This is a genomic window from Xanthobacter wiegelii, assembly GCF_043193855.2.
Classification (GTDB): Bacteria; Pseudomonadota; Alphaproteobacteria; order Rhizobiales; family Xanthobacteraceae; genus Xanthobacter; species Xanthobacter flavus_A.
Genome location: NZ_CM195529.1, coordinates 59,177 through 76,609 on the forward strand (window position 1 = coordinate 59,177; position 17,433 = coordinate 76,609).

Here is a 17,433-nt window from a genome sequence, read left to right on the forward strand (position 1 = left end):
CGAAAAAGGGTTGCCGCACCGTGGCGCGGGCGAAACAGGGGCCGTCTTATGGCGCGTCAATCGTATCTTTTCACGAGCGAATCGGTTTCCGAGGGACATCCGGACAAGGTCTGTGACCGGATTTCCGACGAGGTGGTCGACACCTTCTTCCGCACTGCGGAAACGGAAGGCTGGGACCCGAGCCAGATTCGCGTTGCCTGCGAGACGCTGGCCACCACCAACAAGGTGGTGATCGCCGGCGAGACCCGCGGCCCGTCGTCCATCACCAAGGATCTCCTCTCCCACGCCGCGCGCCTTGCCATCAAGGACATCGGCTACGAGCAGGACGGCTTCCATTGGGAAAACGCCGACATCGACGTTCTGCTGCATGCCCAGTCTGCGGACATCGCGCAGGGCGTGGACATCGCCGGCAACAAGGATGAGGGCGCCGGCGACCAGGGCATCATGTTCGGCTATGCCGTGCGCGAGACCCCGGAGCTGATGCCGGCCCCCATCTTTTATGCCCACAAGATCCTGAAGGTGCTGGCGGACGCCCGTCACTCCGGCGAGACCCATGCGCTTGGCCCCGACGCCAAGAGCCAGGTCACCGTGCAGTACGAGAACGGCAAGCCGGTCGGCGTGACGCAGATCGTGCTGTCCACCCAGCACATGGACGAGCACCTCACGTCCCACGACGTGAAGTCCATCGTCGAGCCCTACATCAAGAAGACCCTGCCGGACGGCTGGGTGACGGACGCCACCGTCTGGCACGTCAACCCCACCGGCAAGTTCGTCATCGGCGGTCCCGACGGCGACTGCGGCCTCACCGGCCGCAAGATCATCGTGGACACCTACGGCGGTGCCGCACCGCACGGCGGTGGCGCCTTCTCCGGCAAGGACCCGACCAAGGTGGACCGTTCGGCCGCCTATGCCGCGCGCTACCTCGCCAAGAACGTGGTCGCCGCCGACCTCGCCGACCGCGCCACCATCCAGCTCGCCTATGCCATCGGCGTGTCCGACCCGCTGGCGGTCTATGTAGACCTCCACGGCACCGGCAAGGTGGACGAGGCGAAGCTTGAGAAGGTGCTGCGCGAGGTGATGAACCTGCGCCCCCGCGGCATCCGCGAGCATCTCGGCCTCACCAAGCCGATCTACGCCCGCACCGCCGCCTACGGCCATTTCGGCCGCGCGCCGGAAGCGGACGGCGGCTTCTCCTGGGAGAAGACCGATCTCGTCGACGCGCTCAAGTCGGCCGTGGCCTGAGCCTCAAGGGCTGCCACGTCGCATCTTGATGGCACCTGAGTTGACCCGCCGGCCGGATTGCCCCGCAGTCCGGCCGGTGCCTTTTTCAGCATGACGCCCATGAGCCCAGACCCGACCCAGCACCGCGCAGACCCCGACGATCGAGGCGGACCCACGGACCTCCTCGCCGGAGCCGAGGCTGCGGAGGCGCGCGGCGCCTTCTACGGCCGGCGCATCGGCAAGACGCTGCGCGGCCTGCAACAGGATGCGCTCGCGCATCTTCTGCCGCGCTACAGGCTCGACCTGGATGCGGCCGTCGCACCGGCCGACCTCTTCACCGCGCCAAGGCAAGGGTACTGGCTGGAGATCGGCTGCGGCTGCGGCGAGCACCTGATCGACCACGCGGCGCGGCGGCCCGACATGGGCTTCATCGGCGTCGAGCCGTTCCTCAACGGCCTCGCGCGGATGCTGGTCGATCTCGATGCCCAGGCCCTCGCGAACGTAAGGGTCTTCGACCTCGACGCGGCACTGCTGCTCGACCGGCTGCCCACGGGAAGCCTCGATGGGGTGGACCTCTTCTATCCCGATCCCTGGCCGAAGAAGCGGCATTGGAAGCGGCGCTTCGTGCGCCCGGACAATCTCGACCGGTTCGCCCGGGTCATCCGCCCCGGCGGCGTGTTCCGCTTCGCTTCCGACGTTCCCCATTATGTCGGCTGGACGCTCGCCCATACCCGCGCGCACGGCGCATTCACATGGCAGGCGGAGCGCGCCGACGACTGGCGCACGCCTTATCCGTTCTGGCCGGGTACGCGTTACGAGGCGAAGGCCGTGGCGCACGGCCGCGTGCCGACTTACCTCACCTTCGTGCGGCGCTAGTTCGTGCGGCGCTTGGCAGGCGCTCACTCACCGGCGGTGTGAAGCGCGGACAGGCCTTCGCGATAGGTCGGATGGCGCAGAATGACGCCGAGCTCTTCCTTGAGCCGGGCGTTGCCGACGCGCTTGTTGCCGGCCCAGAAGGAGAGCGCCATGGGGCTCATCTCCCGCGCTGCCTGATCAAACGGAATGGCCGGCGGCGGCTCCATGCCCAACAGGCTCGCGGCGTAGACGATGGGATCGCCGGGCGGGGCGGGCAGGTCGTCGGTGACGTTGATGACCCCGTCATAGCGGTGGGCGATGGCCGCGCGGATGGCGCAGACGATGTCGTCCACATGGATACGGTTGAACACCTGCCCGGGCTTGTCGATGCGCCGCGCCTCACCGGCCCGCAGCTGGACCAGCGCATTGCGGCCCGGACCATAGATGCCGGCCAGACGCAGCACCGCCACGCGGATGCCGTGCCGCAGGCCGAAAGCCTGCCAGTCGGCTTCCGCCCTCAGCCGGCGTTCGAGGCGCGCGCTGCCGGCGCGTGGCGGCGTGGTCTCATCGACCCAGGCGCCATCGTGGTTGCCGTACACCCCGAGCGTGGTGAGATAGATCACCTGCTTCAGCCGGCCGGCGGCAAGAATTTCCGCACCGCAGCACAGGATCGGGTCGCCGGTTTCGTCCGGAGGAGCGGACGCGAGAAGGATCCGCGCATCGCCAAGAGCGGCGGCCAGCTCCGGGCCGAGCGTCTTCCCGTCGAAGACGAACGCCTCCACATCCCGCGGAAAGGCGGACAGGCGCGCCGCATCCCGCGCGGTTCCGATGACGCGGCCGAAGGCGGCCCGATCCTCGGCCAAGAGGTGCCGGGCGCAATAGCCGAAGCCGATGGCGGCAAGCGAGATCATGACCCGTTGATGCCGGAGGTGGGCGTATCGGGCAAGAGCTGCTGCACTGGCTGAGGCGTTGCCTGATCGTCCGCCCGCCCGGCGAGGGCGCTGGCGCACAGCCGGCGTACCGTCGCCTCGCTCTCGCGCGTGACGCTCTTGCGGTCATGGGCGGCATCGAGCCGCACCGGAGCGCCGAAGCTCACCTCCACGTCGATGGCACCGTGGCGCAGAACGTCCATCAGGTGAGGGGCAAGCTCCATGTCGCCGAACCAGGCCGCCACTGGCCTGTGGCTGCGGCCCATCGGCAGGCCCTGAAGGCGCACGTAGGAGACGGCCAGGGGCTGAACCACCACCTCCGTCCCGGCGGCGAAGGCCTCGCGCGCGGCACCCACCAGAGCCGTGCGGAACGGCAGCACGCGGTTGCCGTCGCTCGACGTTCCCTCCGCGAAGAGCACCACGGGGTCACCGTCGGCGAGGCGGCCGGCGATCTCCCGGTTCACCGCGCCCGTGGCGTGGCGGCGCTGGCGATCAACGAAGACGGTCCGCTGGAATTTCGCGAGAAGGCCGATGAGAGGCCAGCCCGCCACTTCGCTCTTCGCCACGAAGAACAGGGGCGTCAGGGAGCCGACCACCGGAATGTCGAGCCAGGAGGCGTGGTTGGCGAGGATCAGTAGCGGCCGGTCGGCGGCCGGCGTCCCGCGCACATGCACGCGCACGCCGATCATCCGCAGCAGGATGCGGTGATAGAGCCGCGGGATGTGGCGGCGGGCATCGAGGCCGAGCTTGAGCGAGATCCATTGCGCGGGAATGCCCGCCAGGGTCACCGCGCCGACGACCGACAGCACACCGGCGAGCCGGAGGCGGTCCATCAGGCGCGAGACGCCGGGCTGTTCCGGACCGAGGGGCGCGAGTCCCGCCGGCGGATGGGACTGACCGTCGCTGGGAGCGGGCGCCGCGGGCGGCCCGCCGGGGGACATCACGGCTTCTCGTCCTCGTCGAGGGGCACCGCGTAAAGCTCGAGGCGGTGGCCCCGCAGCTTGAAGCCCAGCTCGCGGGCGATCTGCTCCTGCAACGCCTCGATCTGTTCGGAGCGGAATTCGATGACCTGGCCGGACCTGAGATCGATCAGATGGTCATGGTGCTCGTCGGGCATCTGTTCGTAGCGGGCGCGGCCGTCGCCGAAGTCGTGCCGTTCTATGATGCCGGCATCCTCCAGCATCTTCACGGTGCGATAGACCGTGGAGATGGAGATGTTGTCGTCGATGGCCACGGCGCGGCGGTGCAGTTCCTCCACGTCGGGATGATCCTGCGCGCCCGACAGCACGCGGGCGATGACCCGGCGCTGCTCGGTCATCCGCATGCCCTTGGCGAGGCAGGCTTCCTCAATGAGGCTGATCTTTCCGCTCAAGCGGACCTCCGCGACGACCCGGGGACTTTCCCCTGCCTTATCGCGCCGCCGCTTCAGCGCCGCAAGGGGGCGGACAAAGGCTCGCCGATGCTCGGTTGCCGCAACTCAGAAGTCACGACGCAGCAACAGCGCGTCGGCCCCGCCCGCATAATAACCGCGCCGGCGGCCGACCTCTGTATAGCCAAGGCGGGCGTAGAGCGTGCGGGCGGCGGCGTTGCCCGCCTCCACCTCCAGGAAGGAGGTTGAGATGCCTTCCACGGCGAGGCGCGCGAGATGGAAGGACACCAGCGCCCGTCCGATCCCGCGGCGGCGGCGGTCGGTGACCACGGCAACGGTGAGGATTTCCGATTCGGGCGGCACGGCATGGGAGAGGATAAAGCCCACCGGCGGCTTGCGGGGGCCGAGCGTCGCCACATGGGCGCGCACCGCGCGGTCGGCGAGGAGACGCTCGAACTCGTCGGCATCCCAGCCCCGGGCGAAGGCGCGGGCGTGGATTGCGGTGAGCTGGGGAATGTCTGCCGCCGTGGCGACCCGCAGCAGCGGCGGGCGGGGCGGAAACAGACGGTCGAGCAGGCGCTTCATCGGCGGGCGATGCGGGCCTTGTCCTGCGGTTTGGCATCCGGTGGCCGCAGGTAGAGCGGGCGCGGCTCGGCCGCTTCGGGATCGGCCACCGAGCCCAGCCGGGCGACCCACGCCACGTCGGGCGCCGGCGTGTCGTCGACCAGCTCCGGCAGCTTTTCGGCCGGCGGCCAGGCATCGGCCACGAGATTCGCCCCCGAGCCGACGATGCGCACCGCGCCGATGGCCACGGACCGCGCTGCCTCCCGCACGCTGGTGATGCGCGGGGCGATCAGCGTACGCCCGCCGACGCCGAACATCTGCAGGAAGACATGGCCATGGCGGGCATCGATGGCCGAGACCACGGGCACCGCATCGTCATGGGCGAGATAGGGCGCTGCGAGCGCGGCCAGCGTCGTCACGCCCAGCACCGGCCGATTGGCGGTGAGGCCGAAGCCACGGGCGGCCGACAGGCCCACCCGCAGCCCGGTGAAGCTGCCGGGACCTACCGTCACCGCGATGCGGGCGAGATGCTCGAAATCGATGCCGGCGGCGCTCATCACCTGCTCGACGAGCGGGATGAGCGTTTCCGCATGTCCCCGCTCCATGAGCAGCGAATCGCCCGAGACGATGCTGTCCGTCTCGGTGTCGAGCACCGCGGCGGAGCAGGCGGCAAGCGCCGTGTCTATGGCGAGGACATACATGAACGCGGGCACCCCGATCGCCGCCACGATCAACCGAAACCGTGGCGGGGGGAAGCGGCCCGGCACGCTCACTTTCGGGAAAGGTTAACGCTACCGTTCCCAAATACCACTGATCCGCCTCGCGGGGTTCAGACGGCGCGGACTTCCGCCACTTCCGGCACGAAATGCTTCAGCAGGTTCTCGATGCCGTTCTTGAGCGTGGCGGTGGAGGAGGGGCAGCCCGAGCAGGAGCCCTTCATGTTGAGGAATACCACGCCATCCTCGAAGCCGCGGAAGGTGATGTCGCCGCCGTCATTGGCGACCGCCGGGCGCACCCGCGTCTCCAGCAGTTCCTTGATGGTGGCGACGATCTCGCCATCCTTCGCGTCGAAGAACTCCTCGCCGTCGCCCACCTCCGGCTTCACCCCCTCCGACAGCACCGGGGCGCCGGACATGAAGTGCTCCATGATGGCGCCGAGGATGGCGGGCTTGAGCTGCGGCCATTCGCTGTCGGCCTTGGTCACGGTCACGAAGTCCGAGCCCAGCATCACCGCCGATACGCCGCGCACATCGAAGAGCCGCTGGGCGAGCGGGGAGAGATCGGCGTCCTCGGCCGAGCGCAGGTCGAGAACACCCTCGCCGAGCACCGAACGGCCGGGCAGGAACTTCAGGGTCGCCGGGTTCGGCGTGGTTTCCGTCTGGATGAACATGGCCAATCCTCAAAAGAAACGGCGCGGGGAAAACCCGCCGGTTTCTTCCAAGATAGGGAGGACGCCGCCAAACGGGAAGGGAGCGATCCGGGATCGTCCCGAATTGACACGCCCTGCCTGAGCGTCGCCGAACGGGAGCGGAACGAAGGGGGCGCGAATCACGCGCCGGGTCTCGTTGCCTGTTCGTTCCTGACCAACCGGGCCGGGACAGGCCCGGCCCGTCGAGTGAGGGCGCGGAAGCGCCCTCAGGTATTCATGGAATCGAAGAAGTCCTGATTTTTCTTCGTCTGCCGCAGCTTGTCGAGCAGGAACTCGATGGCGTCGACCGTGCCCATCGGGTTGAGGATGCGGCGCAGGACGTACATCTTCTTGAGCGTGTCGGCGGGGACCAGAAGCTCTTCCTTGCGGGTGCCGGACCGGGTGATGTCGATGGCCGGGAACACGCGCTTGTCGGAGACCTTGCGGTCGAGAATGACTTCCGAATTGCCGGTACCCTTGAACTCCTCGAAGATCACCTCATCCATGCGCGAGCCGGTCTCGATGAGGGCGGTCGCGATGATGGTGAGGGAGCCGCCTTCCTCAATGTTTCGCGCCGCGCCGAAGAAGCGCTTCGGCCGCTGGAGGGCGTTGGCGTCCACGCCGCCGGTCAGCACCTTGCCGGAGGACGGCACCACGGTGTTGTAGGCGCGGCCGAGGCGGGTGATGGAATCGAGGAGAATCACCACGTCGCGGCCATGCTCGACAAGGCGCTTGGCCTTCTCGATCACCATCTCGGCCACCTGCACATGGCGCACGGCCGGCTCGTCGAAGGTGGAGGAGACCACCTCGCCCTTCACCGAGCGCTGCATGTCGGTGACTTCCTCGGGCCGCTCGTCGATGAGCAGCACGATCAGGAAGCATTCCGGATGGTTGGCGGTGATGGACTTGGCGATGTTCTGCAGCAGCACCGTCTTGCCGGTGCGGGGCGGCGCGACGATGAGGCCGCGCTGGCCTTTGCCGATGGGCGCCACGATGTCGATGATGCGCGGCGAGAAGTCTTTCTTGCTGCCCGCGGGCTCATCGTGTTCGAGCTTGAGCCGCTCGTCGGGATAGAGCGGCGTGAGATTGTCGAAATTGATCTTGTGCCGCGACTTCTCAGGGTCCTCGAAATTGATCGTGTTGACCTTGAGCAGCGCGAAATAGCGTTCGCCCTCCTTGGGAGAGCGGATCTGCCCCTCCACGGTGTCGCCGGTGCGCAGGCCGAAGCGGCGGATCTGGGAGGGGGAGACATAGATGTCGTCGGGGCCGGGCAGATAATTGGCCTCGGGGGAGCGCAGGAAGGCGAAGCCATCCTGCAGCACCTCGACGACGCCCTCGCCAATGATCTCCGTCTCGGTGGCAGCCAGCTGCTTGAGGATGGCGAACATCAGCTCCTGCTTGCGGAGCGTGCTGGCGTTTTCCACCTCATTCTCCTCGGCGAAGGCGAGGAGCTCGACGGGGGTCTTGGACTTGAGGTCTTGAAGTTTCACTTCCCGCATAAGGGAAAGCCTCGATGGGTATTGGGGGGCCGGGAGCCGATCGGTCAGGATCGGGGTCGGCTGGTGGAGGGAAGGACGGGATCGCAGGTCTTCAGGGGAAGCCGGGGCACGCAGCTCGCCGCCTGACGCGCCGGACGGACCAAGACGGCTCCACCAGGACAGCGTCTTCAAGACGACGCCAAGAGCGGATGCCGGACCGAAAGGAAGCGCGTTCGCCTGCGTTTGGGAAAGCACGCGCAAGATAGGCGCGCCGTGAAGGCCGCGCAAGTCCCCCTTAAGGCGAGGGTCGTATCAAAACGGTTTGACCACAACCAGGATGACGATGCCGATCATCAGCACCGTCGGCACCTCATTGGCGATCCGGTAGAAGCGCGCCGGCCGGACGTTGCGGTCTTCAGCGAAGTCGCGCACCCAGCGCACCAGGAAACCGTGCATCGCGGACATGGCCAGGACCAGCGCGAACTTGGCGTGAAACCAGCCGGCCCTGTACCAGCCGCCCTCATAGACCAGCCACAGACCGGCGAGCCAGGTGACGATCATCGCCGGGTTGATGATGGCCTTGAGCAGCCGGCGCTCCATGACCTTGAAGGTCTCCGACTGCACCGATCCGACCTCGGCCGCGCAGTGGTAGACCATCAGGCGCGGCAGATAGAGCATCCCCGCCATCCAGGCGATGACGGCGATGATATGCAGCGCCTTGATCCACTCATACAGCATTGAAACCAAAGCCTTATCTGTTTCGTTCAGCGAACGCGGCGCACCAGCTCGACGAACTTTTCCACATGCTCCAGCGGCGTCTCGGGACGGATGCCATGGCCGAGGTTGAAGATGTGGCGCACCCCGTCGAAATCGGCGCGGATGCGCTCCACCTCTTCCTCCAGCGCGGCACCGCCGGCGATCAGCCGCAGCGGATCGAGATTGCCTTGCAGGGCCACGTCATCAGAGAGCCTTTGCCGCGCCGCGCGGCGATCGGCGGACCAGTCGAGACCGATGCCGTCGATCCCGACATCGGCGATCTGTTCCAGCGCCTCCAGCGTCGCCCCCTTGGGGAAGGCGATGATCCGCACATAGGGATGGCGCTCCCTCAGCCCCGCGACGATGCGGCGCAGGGGCTCGGCGCACCAGCGCTCGAACGAGGCAGGATCAAGCACGCCGGCCCAGGTGTCGAAGATCTGCACCGCGTCGGCGCCGGCTTCGACCTGTCCGGACAGATGGGTAATGGAGGCATCCACCAGACGGTCGATCAGTTCCTGGAACAGCTCCGGCTCGCGCAAGGCGAGGAGCCGCGCGGGGGCCTGATCGTCCGTGCCCTGGCCCGCCACCATGTAGGTCGCCACCGTCCATGGCGCCCCGCAGAAGCCGATGAGCGCCGTCTCCGGGGAGAGCTGCGCCCGCACGTCGGCGATGGCCTCATAGACCGGGCCCACCTTGGCGGGATCGAGCGTTTGCGAAAGCGCCGAGAGCGCAGCCCGGTCCGCCACCGGCGTCAGGCGCGGACCCTCGCCGACCTCGAACCGCAAGCCGGTGCCGAGCGCGTGGGGGATGACGAGGATGTCCGAGAAGATGATGGCCGCATCGAAGCCATAGCGGCGGATGGGCTGGAGCGTCACCTCGGCGGCGAGGCGAGGGGTGTAGCAAAGGGTCAGGAAGTCGCCGGCCTCAGCCCGCACGGCGCGGTACTCCGGCAGATAGCGGCCGGCCTGGCGCATCATCCAGAGCGGAGGCGGGTCCTGGATCGTGCCGTCGAGAACCGAGAGAAAGCGCGATCGCGTGGCAGGAGAGCGGTCCATCCCGTCCCTTCAATCAAAGAGAGATATTTTTAAAAGAGAGAGTCTTTGTTGTCTTAACGGTTGATTAACCAGTTGCCGGCTCGCCGACAACCGATCCACAGCGGAACCCATAGCCGACACGCGACTTGCCGCGGATGCGAAGCCGGCGAAAGGCAGGTTAACAAAGGATTAACGCACCCCCTGCGAAAGGCCGTCCACATCGACGCACAGGGCGGGACGGGAATCTCTCCCGCAAGGTGATCGTGTGGATGGATTTCGCACTTATCCAGAGGCCGCCCTTGCACGGGGCTAAAGCGCGTGCCTTCCTCAACAGCCTTCCACAGGAGCGGTGGACAAAGTGACTCAGTCGAAGCCGGGCGAGGCCTATTTCCACCTCCACCTCGTGTCGGACGCCACGGGCGAAACCCTCATCAACGTGGGCCGGGCGGCCAGCGCGCAATATGCGAACGTGCTGCCCATCGAACACGTCTATCCGCTGGTTCGTTCCATGAAGCAGCTGGAACGGGTGCTGAGCGAGGTGGAGTCCAATCCGGGCATCGTCCTCTTCACCCTCGTGGACAAGGACATCCGCGCCCGGCTGCGGCAGCGCTGCGAGGAACTGGGCCTGCCGCATCTGTCCGTGATGGCGCCGGTGGTGCGGCTGTTCCAGTCCTATCTCGGTGGAGAGCCGACGCCGCGGGTGGGCGGGCAGCACGCTCTCGATGCGAGCTATTTCAAGCGCATCGACGCGCTCAACTTCACCGTCATGCACGATGACGGGCATCTCACCGACGACCTCGAGCATGCGGACGTGGTGCTGCTCGGCGTCTCACGTACGTCCAAGACGCCGACCTCCATCTATCTCGCCAATCGCGGGATCAAGGCGGCGAACATCCCGCTTGTGCCCAACGTGCCGCTGCCGCCGAACATCGAGAAGCTGAAAAAACCGCTGGTGGTGGGCCTCGTCGCCAGCCCCGAGCGCATCGTCGAGATCCGTCAGAACCGGCTCCTCGGGCTCAATGCCGTCGAGACGGGTTCATCCACCTACACGGACCGCGAGGCCGTCTCCGAGGAACTCGCCTTCTCCCGCCGCCTGTGCGCGCGCAACGGCTGGCCGCTGATCGACGTGACCCGGCGGTCCATCGAGGAGACGGCGGCCAACATTCTCAGCCTCTACAGCGACCACAGGCGCCGTTCCATCGCCGAAACCTGAGGCGGCACCTTATCGGGCGGCCTCAAGGTTTGCATCGCGGGCGCAGGCGTGAGATCAGCGCAGTGCGTCATTTTCTGACGGCAGCGCAACAGAGGAGAGACGATCGTGTGGCGTGGCGAACAGCCGCTCGTGCTCGCGTCCAAGAGCGCGACCCGGTTGACCCTTCTCGTGCATGCGGGCGTGCCCGTGGAAACCGTGGCTGCCGACGTGGACGAGCGCGCCCTTCAGGACGCTGCCGGTGACACCGATCCGGCCGGGATCGCCCTTCTCCTCGCGCGGGCCAAGGCGTTGTCCGGCTCAAAGGCGGCGCCGGGACGCCTGGTTCTGGGCGCCGACCAGACCCTGGCGCTGGGGCCGAAGATCTACCACAAGCCGGTGTCGGTGGAGGCCGCGCGCAAGCAGCTCCTGGAACTCGCCGGCCAGACCCACGCGCTGCATTCGGCGGTCGCGGTGGCGTTCGACGGCGAGGTCTTGTTCGATACCGTGGTGAGCGCCTTCCTCACCATGCGCCCCATGACCGATGAGACCCTCTCCGCCTATCTCGCCGCTGCGGGTCCGCGCGTGCTGACCTCGGTGGGTGCCTATCAGCTGGAATCAGTGGGCGTGCATCTGTTCACCCGTGTCGACGGGGATCACTTCACCATCCTCGGCTTGCCCCTGCTGCAGCTTCTGCCCTTCTTCCGGGAACAGGGGCTGCTGCCATGACGATCCGGGCCTGTGTCACCGGCCAGCCCGTCACCTATTCCCGCTCGCCGCTGCTGCATGGCTACTGGCTCAAGGCCTATGGCATCGACGGCGCCTATGAGCGCGAGGAGGTGCCTCCCGAGACAGCGGCGGACTTCTACCGGAACCTCGCCGCGCGGGGCTATGCCGGCTGCAACGTGACACTGCCCAACAAGGAGATCGCCTTTTCCGTGCTCGACGAGGCGGACGAGAGCGCGGCGGCGCTGGGCGCGGCCAACACCCTCTGGCTGGAGGGCGGCAAGCTGCATGGCGCCAGCACCGACGGCTATGGTTTCATCGCCAATCTCGACGCGTCCGCTCCGGGCTGGGACGGCGCGCGCAATTGTGCCCTCGTGATCGGCGCCGGCGGTGCGTCTCGCGCCGTAGTCCATGCGCTGGTCGGCCGGGGCTTCGACCGGGTTGTGCTCGCCAACCGCACGCTGGAGCGGGCGGAAACGGTGGCGGCGCTGTTCGGTCCGACCGTGCGTCCCCTCGCTTTCGATCGGATCGCCGAGGTGATGGGCGAGGCGGATATCCTCGTGAACTGCACCTCGCTGGGGATGAAGGGCTCGGAGCCGCTCACGCTCGATCTCAAGAAGCTCCGAGGCGAGGCGGTGGTGAGCGACATCGTCTACGTGCCGCTGATGACGCCGCTCCTGAAGGCGGCCTCTGCGGCCGGCTTCCGCACCGTGGACGGGCTCGGCATGCTGCTGCACCAGGGCGTGCCCGGCTTCCGGCGCTGGTTCGGCGTGACGCCGGAGGTGACGCCGGAGTTGCGCGCCGTTTTGGTGGAAGACCTGCGCGCCAAGGGGCAGCTGGAGGCCTGAGGAATGTGGGTTCTCGGCCTTACCGGCTCCATCGGCATGGGCAAGTCGGCCACCGCACGCATGTTTCGCGCGCTGGGTGTGCCGGTGCATGACGCCGATGCCGCCGTCCACGCGCTCTACCGTGGCGCGGCAGTGGGACCGGTGGAGGCAGAATTTCCGGGCGTGACCCGAGATGGCGCCATCGACCGCGCGGCGCTGGGCGCCCGCGTGCTCGGCGATGCCGCGGCCATGAAGCGGCTGGAGGCGATCGTGCACCCCCTGGTCCGCGCGGCCGAGACGGAGTTTCTGTCACAGGCCCGGGCGAGCGGGGCGCGCCTCGTGGTGCTGGACATCCCTCTCCTCTTCGAGACGGGCGGCGACGGGCGCGTCGATGCCGTGGCTGTGGTCAGCGCGCCGAAAGCTGTGCAACGCGAGCGGGTGCTCGCCCGCGAGGGCATGACGGACGAGAAATTCGCGACCATTCTCGCAAAGCAGATGCCGGACGCGGAGAAGCGCCGCCGCGCCCATTTCGTCATCGATACCGGGCGCGGCTTTGCCGCCGCCTCGCATCAGGTGGAGGGCATCGTGCGCGCGCTGTCCGGGCCGGGTCGGCGGCAGGGTTGAGGGGAAGGGCTGAGAGGAAGTCATGCGCGAGATCGTTCTCGACACCGAGACCACGGGCCTTGAGGCCTATGGCGGCGACCGGCTGGTGGAGATCGGCTGCGTCGAGATGGTCAACCGCATCCTCACCGGCAATGTCTTCCACGTCTATATCAACCCCCAGCGGGACATGCCGCAGGAGGCGTTCAACGTGCACGGCCTGTCGTCGGAATTTCTATCCGACAAGCCGATTTTCTCGCAGGTTGCCGATGAATTCCTGGAGTTCATCCAGAACGATACTTTGGTCATCCATAACGCGGCGTTCGACATCGGCTTCCTGAACGCAGAGCTGGAGCGTCTCGGCCGCCCAACCATCGCCCGCGACCGGGTCATCGATACGCTGGCGCTCGCCCGCCGCAAGCATCCCGGCGGCGGCAATCGCCTTGATGATCTGATGAACCGCTACGGCATCGATTCGTCCCGCCGTGTGAAGCATGGGGCGCTCCTCGATGCGGAGCTGCTGGCCGAGGTCTACAGCGAGCTGCTCGGCGGGCGGCAGGCGAGCCTGATCGGCCTGGTGGAGGAGACGACGGAAGCGCCCCGCCTCGTGGTGGAGGCCCGCGCGGCGCATCCGCGTCCCGTTCCCCTGCCCCCGCGCATCAGTGCCGCCGAATCAGAAGCCCATGCCGCCTTCGTCGCGGCGCTCGGCGACAAGGCGATCTGGCTGAAGTACGCCGAGGTGCCCGCGGCTGAGAAAACGGCAAGCTGATTTGTCGACCGGTCGGCGCTGCATCCCATGATTACGATTACAACTGAAATTCAATTAAAAGTTGATCGATTAGGAAGGCCGCTGACGGCGAAATGATGTCGGGTCCGGCTCATCGGTCATCCGATTTTGATTGGCCGCCAGTCGCCCTCTGAAGTGATTTGAAAGGGCACCATCTCACTCCGCGTGCTCACGAGAACCATTTCAGGCCAAAATCACCGACACTGCCGCCGCCAGCCCGTCCGGCTCGGTCACGGGAAGCGAACAGCGCTCTCCGACGCACACGAAGGCCGCTCCGCCGTCCGGCGCCGACGCGATCCGGGCCGCCATGACGCTGCCGGCGACCGCCGTGACGCCTTCGGCGCGGACCACCACCCGAAGCGGGAACGGCACCTTGAGCGCAGCCTTCGCCAAGGCCTCCCCTTTCGCGCCGGTGGTGACGATCTCGGCGAGGCCCAGCCGCGTTGCGATGGCGTTCAGAGTCGCGCCATGGGCGAGCACATTGCGCGCCGCCGCACCCGACAGGCCGGCGAGGATGCGGTCGGCGCGCGTGCGCAGGCTGTCGTCGCCGGTGAGCGCCGCGAGGCGGATGAGAGCGTCGGCGGCCACGGCATTGTAGTTCGGCACGGCCTCGTCATGGGTCGCCGAGGGCCGGACGATGAGGCTGTCTCCGTCATCGGCGGTGAGGAAATAGGTGCCGGTCGCCGGATCGAGATGGTGCTTTTCCAGCGTGTCGAGGAACACGCCAGCCAGCCGGAAAGGTGCCTTGTCGCCGGTGGCCTCGGCCAGCGCGATGCCCGCCCGCGCCATGGCCGCGAGGTCGGAGGCAAGGCCAGGCACCACCATCTTGTCGCCGCACCACGAATGGGCGAGCCGCCCACCCTCCACCATATGCGCCGTCACAGCGCCGAAGGCTGTGCGTGCGGTATCGACCCACTCGTCCTCGCCCAGGAAGGCGCCGGCGCGGGCGAGCGCGGCGATCATGAGGCCATTCCAGTCCGCCAGAACCTTGTCGTCCCGCCCCGGCCGCACCCGCTCCGCGCGGCGCGCAAGCAGCTTTTCACGCAGGGGGAGCAGCCGCGCCTCGTCCGCGGCGGAGACGACCCCGGCATCGGTCCGGTTGAGGATGTTGCCCGCCTCCCAGTTGCCGGCCTTGGTCACGTCGTAGATGCGCGCGAAGAAGGCAGCGTCCTCTGCCCCCAGCACCTCCTCGATCTCCGCCAGCGACCAGACGTAGAAGCGCCCCTCATGCCCTTCGGAATCGGCATCGAGGCTGGCGGTGAAGGCGCCGGAGCGGGCGAGCATCTCCCGCTTGAGCCAGCCGACCGTCTCGCGGGCGCGCTGGAGAAAGAGCGCGTCGCCGGTGTCGGCATGGGCGAGCGCCAGCAGCTCCAGCAGCAGCGCGTTATCGTAGAGCATCTTTTCGAAGTGCGGGACGAACCAGATCTCGTCGACGGAATAGCGCGCGAAACCGCCGCCCAGATGATCATAGATGCCGCCCTCGCACATGCGGTTGAGGGTAAGGGCGACGAGCGCCTTCATGGCGTCGTCGCGATTGCGGGTGCCGGCCCTCCAGAGAAGTTCGAGCAGCCCCGATTGCGGAAACTTCGGCGCGCCCTTCAGGCCGCCGTGCACGGGATCGATCAGCGGCACGAGGCGCCGGGCGGCATCGTCCAGATCGTCGATGCCGATGGCGGCACCCTTCGTCGGCTGGCCCGCCGTCTTCAGCCGCGCGAGGATGGCCTGGGCGTTCTTCTCCACCTTCTCCGGGCTCTCGGTGAAGACGGCCGAGACCTGCCGGAGGACGTCGACAAAGCCGGGCCGTCCATAGCTCGCCTTGGGCGGAAAATAGGTGCCGCCCCAGAACGGCCGGCCAGCCGGATCGAGAAACATGGTGAGCGGCCAGCCGCCGCTCTGCCCCAGCTGCTGGAGCGCGGACATGTAGATCTGGTCCACGTCCGGCCGCTCCTCCCGATCCACCTTGATGTTCACGAACAGCGCATTCATCACCGCCGCTGTTTCGGCATTCTCGAAGCTCTCGTGGGCCATCACATGGCACCAGTGGCAGGCGGCGTAGCCCACGGACAGGAGGATGGGCTTGCCCGTGGCGCGCGCCTCTGCAAACGCCTCGTCCCCCCACGCCCACCAATGCACCGGATTGTCACGATGCTGGAGCAGGTAGGGGCTCGTCTCGCGGGAGAGGCGATTGAGGCTCATGTCGGGAATCCTTCGGCTTCGGACCGGCTTTGAAGGCAACGGGTTGGCGGGATAATGGTTCGGGCAATGAAACACACGACGCATGGCGGCTTTGGCTGCACCGTGCAAATCCGCAGCCATCCGCCCGGAGGATCAGGCCATGCCCGGTGACGCCACGAGTGACACCATCTTCGCTTTGTCCTCCGGGCGCCTGCCTGCCGGCGTCGCCGTGGTGCGCGTCTCCGGGCCTGAGGCTGCGGCGGCCGCGCTGGCCCTGTCCAGTACCCTGCCCCCGCCCCGCGTGGCTCGCTATTGCGCCCTCCATCATCCCGCGAGCGGTGAGCCGCTCGATCGCGGTCTGGTGCTCTTCTTCCCCGGCCCCGCCAGCGCGACGGGGGAAGATGTGGTGGAGCTTCATCTTCACGGCGGGCGGGCCGTGGTGGCGGCGGTGCTGCGCGCCCTCGGCATGCTTCCCGGCCTGCGTCCGGCCGGGGCGGGCGAGTTCACACGGCGCTCTCACCAGAATGGAAAGCTCGACCTCGCCGAGGTGGAGGGGCTCGCCGACCTCATCGCCGCCGAGACGGAGGCCCAGCGCCGGCAGGCCCTGGCGCTGGCCTCCGGCGTGCTTTCCGGCCGCGTGGCGGCCTGGCGGGGTAAGCTCGTCTCCGCCCTCGCCCTGCTGGAAGCGGGCATCGATTTTTCCGACGAGGCGGACGTGGCGGAGGATGTGGCCCGGCCCGCGCTGGATATCCTCCGCGCCATGGGAAACGAACTTGGCGCCGCGCTGGCCGATGCCGAGCGCGGGGAGCGGGTGCGGGATGGCCTCGTCGTCGCCATAGCGGGGCCGCCCAATGCGGGGAAATCGACCCTGCTGAATCGCCTCGCAGGGCGGGAGGCGGCCATCGTTTCCCCCATTCCGGGAACGACGCGTGATGTGCTGGAGGTGCATCTGGAACTCGCCGGACAGGCTGTGACCCTCCTCGACACCGCCGGCCTGCGCGAGACGGCGGACGCCGTGGAGGCCGAAGGCGTGCGCCGCGCGCTCGCCCGGGCCGAGGCCGCCGACGCCGTGCTGTGGCTGAGCGAAACGGGAGAAAACCCGCCCGCCGCCTTCGCCTCCGCCATCCGGGTGCGGACGAAGATCGACCGGGGCGGGCCGGTGCCGGAAGGCTTCATCGGCCTGTCGGTCGCCACCGATCGCGGCCTCGAAGACATCGTGGAAGCTCTCGCGGCACGCGCCGAGGCCTTGTGCGGACGCGAACCGGCGCTGGTGACGCGGGAGCGCCAGCGGCTCGCTCTGGAGCGGGCCGCGCACCATCTGGCGCGTGCGACGGGCGACTTCGGCGGCCACGAGGAATTGCGGGCAGAAGATGTGCGGCTCGCGGTCCGGGCGCTGGACGAGACCATCGGCCGGGTGGATGTGGAGCACGTGCTGGACGCCCTTTTCAGCACCTTCTGCATCGGGAAATAGCGACGCCCGAGGGTGTTTCACGTGAAACATTCACCCCCGCCTTG

General features: G+C 67.7%; 18 protein-coding genes. 8 read left to right on the top strand and 10 right to left on the bottom strand.

The window, feature by feature from the left end; genetic code table 11:
• Window positions 1-48 precede the first annotated feature (48 nt).
• Window positions 49-1,242 (top strand): methionine adenosyltransferase, encoded by a 1,194-nt coding sequence (gene metK / locus V5F63_RS00295; RefSeq protein ID WP_209486972.1) that lies wholly within the window; start codon window positions 49-51, stop codon window positions 1,240-1,242.
• A 99-nt stretch (window positions 1,243-1,341) separates the two neighbouring features.
• Window positions 1,342-2,097: a tRNA (guanine(46)-N(7))-methyltransferase TrmB gene (trmB, locus tag V5F63_RS00300; protein WP_394028440.1), complete on the top strand. Its 756-nt coding sequence runs from the start codon at window positions 1,342-1,344 to the stop codon at window positions 2,095-2,097.
• 23 nt (window positions 2,098-2,120) lie between these two features.
• Here trmB and V5F63_RS00305 read toward each other — a convergent pair whose 3' ends face one another.
• From V5F63_RS00305 to hemE, 9 genes are all read right to left on the bottom strand, one after another.
• Complete coding sequence (locus V5F63_RS00305) at window positions 2,121-2,987, bottom strand: SDR family oxidoreductase (RefSeq protein WP_394101246.1); 867 nt, start codon at window positions 2,985-2,987, stop codon at window positions 2,121-2,123.
• Window positions 2,984-3,946, bottom strand: a complete 963-nt coding sequence (gene olsA / locus V5F63_RS00310; RefSeq protein ID WP_348634397.1) for a lyso-ornithine lipid O-acyltransferase — start codon at window positions 3,944-3,946, stop codon at window positions 2,984-2,986. Before olsA ends, V5F63_RS00305 begins: the two co-directional genes overlap by 4 nt.
• Window positions 3,946-4,329, bottom strand: a complete 384-nt coding sequence (locus V5F63_RS00315; RefSeq protein WP_394028491.1) for a Fur family transcriptional regulator — start codon at window positions 4,327-4,329, stop codon at window positions 3,946-3,948. The genes olsA and V5F63_RS00315 overlap by 1 nt, the downstream gene beginning before the upstream one ends.
• A 153-nt stretch (window positions 4,330-4,482) precedes the next feature.
• Window positions 4,483-4,959 carry a GNAT family N-acetyltransferase gene (locus V5F63_RS00320; protein ID WP_394101247.1) on the bottom strand — a complete coding sequence of 159 codons (477 nt, stop codon included), beginning with the start codon at window positions 4,957-4,959 and terminating at the stop codon, window positions 4,483-4,485.
• Window positions 4,956-5,639: a tRNA (adenosine(37)-N6)-threonylcarbamoyltransferase complex dimerization subunit type 1 TsaB gene (gene tsaB / locus V5F63_RS00325; RefSeq protein ID WP_209490074.1), complete on the bottom strand. Its 684-nt coding sequence runs from the start codon at window positions 5,637-5,639 to the stop codon at window positions 4,956-4,958. The genes V5F63_RS00320 and tsaB overlap by 4 nt, the downstream gene beginning before the upstream one ends.
• Before the next feature lie 128 nt (window positions 5,640-5,767).
• Window positions 5,768-6,328 carry a NifU family protein gene (locus V5F63_RS00330; protein ID WP_209486980.1) on the bottom strand — a complete coding sequence of 187 codons (561 nt, stop codon included), beginning with the start codon at window positions 6,326-6,328 and terminating at the stop codon, window positions 5,768-5,770.
• A gap of 245 nt (window positions 6,329-6,573) precedes the next feature.
• Complete coding sequence (gene rho / locus V5F63_RS00335) at window positions 6,574-7,845, bottom strand: transcription termination factor Rho (protein ID WP_209486985.1); 1,272 nt, start codon at window positions 7,843-7,845, stop codon at window positions 6,574-6,576.
• 291 nt (window positions 7,846-8,136) lie between these two features.
• Window positions 8,137-8,559 carry a protoporphyrinogen oxidase HemJ gene (gene hemJ, locus V5F63_RS00340; RefSeq protein WP_209490076.1) on the bottom strand — a complete coding sequence of 141 codons (423 nt, stop codon included), beginning with the start codon at window positions 8,557-8,559 and terminating at the stop codon, window positions 8,137-8,139.
• Window positions 8,560-8,588: 29 nt separating this feature from the next.
• Window positions 8,589-9,635 (bottom strand): uroporphyrinogen decarboxylase, encoded by a 1,047-nt coding sequence (gene hemE, locus V5F63_RS00345; protein WP_394028437.1) that lies wholly within the window; start codon window positions 9,633-9,635, stop codon window positions 8,589-8,591.
• Between the two features lie 337 nt (window positions 9,636-9,972).
• Between hemE and V5F63_RS00350 the strand changes: the two genes are divergently transcribed.
• The 5 genes from V5F63_RS00350 to dnaQ all read left to right on the top strand — a co-directional run bounded on the left by V5F63_RS00350 (window position 9,973) and on the right by dnaQ (window position 13,725).
• Complete coding sequence (locus V5F63_RS00350) at window positions 9,973-10,827, top strand: pyruvate, water dikinase regulatory protein (RefSeq protein ID WP_209486988.1); 855 nt, start codon at window positions 9,973-9,975, stop codon at window positions 10,825-10,827.
• Window positions 10,828-10,932: 105 nt separating this feature from the next.
• Window positions 10,933-11,532, top strand: coding sequence for a Maf family protein (locus tag V5F63_RS00355; protein ID WP_209486990.1), 600 nt, complete (start codon window positions 10,933-10,935; stop codon window positions 11,530-11,532).
• The gene (locus V5F63_RS00360) at window positions 11,529-12,377 is read left to right on the top strand and encodes a shikimate dehydrogenase (protein WP_209486992.1); all 849 of its coding nucleotides are present in this window, start codon (window positions 11,529-11,531) and stop codon (window positions 12,375-12,377) included. Before V5F63_RS00355 ends, V5F63_RS00360 begins: the two co-directional genes overlap by 4 nt.
• A gap of 3 nt (window positions 12,378-12,380) precedes the next feature.
• Window positions 12,381-12,980, top strand: a complete 600-nt coding sequence (gene coaE, locus V5F63_RS00365) for a dephospho-CoA kinase (RefSeq protein WP_394101248.1) — start codon at window positions 12,381-12,383, stop codon at window positions 12,978-12,980.
• A gap of 22 nt (window positions 12,981-13,002) precedes the next feature.
• Window positions 13,003-13,725, top strand: a complete 723-nt coding sequence (gene dnaQ, locus V5F63_RS00370) for a DNA polymerase III subunit epsilon (RefSeq protein WP_394101249.1) — start codon at window positions 13,003-13,005, stop codon at window positions 13,723-13,725.
• Between the two features lie 201 nt (window positions 13,726-13,926).
• On the opposite strand, the gene V5F63_RS00375 is transcribed toward dnaQ, so the two are convergent.
• Window positions 13,927-15,939, bottom strand: coding sequence for a thioredoxin domain-containing protein (locus V5F63_RS00375; protein ID WP_394101250.1), 2,013 nt, complete (start codon window positions 15,937-15,939; stop codon window positions 13,927-13,929).
• Between the two features lie 139 nt (window positions 15,940-16,078).
• Here V5F63_RS00375 and mnmE point away from each other — a divergent pair, with 139 nt between their 5' ends.
• Window positions 16,079-17,389 carry a tRNA uridine-5-carboxymethylaminomethyl(34) synthesis GTPase MnmE gene (mnmE, locus tag V5F63_RS00380; protein WP_394101251.1) on the top strand — a complete coding sequence of 437 codons (1,311 nt, stop codon included), beginning with the start codon at window positions 16,079-16,081 and terminating at the stop codon, window positions 17,387-17,389.
• Window positions 17,390-17,433 lie beyond the last annotated feature (44 nt).

Excerpts from the sequence above, each read along its gene's own strand:
- metK (WP_209486972.1), top strand. The coding sequence starts at position 49 with ATGGCGCGTCAATCGTATCTTTTCACGAGCGAATCGGTTTCCGAGGGA.
- trmB (WP_394028440.1), top strand. The coding sequence starts at position 1,342 with ATGAGCCCAGACCCGACCCAGCACCGCGCAGACCCCGACGATCGAGGC.
- V5F63_RS00305 (WP_394101246.1), bottom strand. The coding sequence starts at position 2,987 with ATGATCTCGCTTGCCGCCATCGGCTTCGGCTATTGCGCCCGGCACCTC.
- olsA (WP_348634397.1), bottom strand. The coding sequence starts at position 3,946 with ATGTCCCCCGGCGGGCCGCCCGCGGCGCCCGCTCCCAGCGACGGTCAG.
- V5F63_RS00315 (WP_394028491.1), bottom strand. The coding sequence starts at position 4,329 with ATGCGGATGACCGAGCAGCGCCGGGTCATCGCCCGCGTGCTGTCGGGC.
- V5F63_RS00320 (WP_394101247.1), bottom strand. The coding sequence starts at position 4,959 with ATGAAGCGCCTGCTCGACCGTCTGTTTCCGCCCCGCCCGCCGCTGCTG.
- tsaB (WP_209490074.1), bottom strand. The coding sequence starts at position 5,639 with ATGTATGTCCTCGCCATAGACACGGCGCTTGCCGCCTGCTCCGCCGCG.
- V5F63_RS00330 (WP_209486980.1), bottom strand. The coding sequence starts at position 6,328 with ATGTTCATCCAGACGGAAACCACGCCGAACCCGGCGACCCTGAAGTTC.
- rho (WP_209486985.1), bottom strand. The coding sequence starts at position 7,845 with ATGCGGGAAGTGAAACTTCAAGACCTCAAGTCCAAGACCCCCGTCGAG.
- hemE (WP_394028437.1), bottom strand. The coding sequence starts at position 9,635 with ATGGACCGCTCTCCTGCCACGCGATCGCGCTTTCTCTCGGTTCTCGAC.
- V5F63_RS00360 (WP_209486992.1), top strand. The coding sequence starts at position 11,529 with ATGACGATCCGGGCCTGTGTCACCGGCCAGCCCGTCACCTATTCCCGC.
- coaE (WP_394101248.1), top strand. The coding sequence starts at position 12,381 with ATGTGGGTTCTCGGCCTTACCGGCTCCATCGGCATGGGCAAGTCGGCC.
- dnaQ (WP_394101249.1), top strand. The coding sequence starts at position 13,003 with ATGCGCGAGATCGTTCTCGACACCGAGACCACGGGCCTTGAGGCCTAT.
- V5F63_RS00375 (WP_394101250.1), bottom strand. The coding sequence starts at position 15,939 with ATGAGCCTCAATCGCCTCTCCCGCGAGACGAGCCCCTACCTGCTCCAG.
- mnmE (WP_394101251.1), top strand. The coding sequence starts at position 16,079 with ATGCCCGGTGACGCCACGAGTGACACCATCTTCGCTTTGTCCTCCGGG.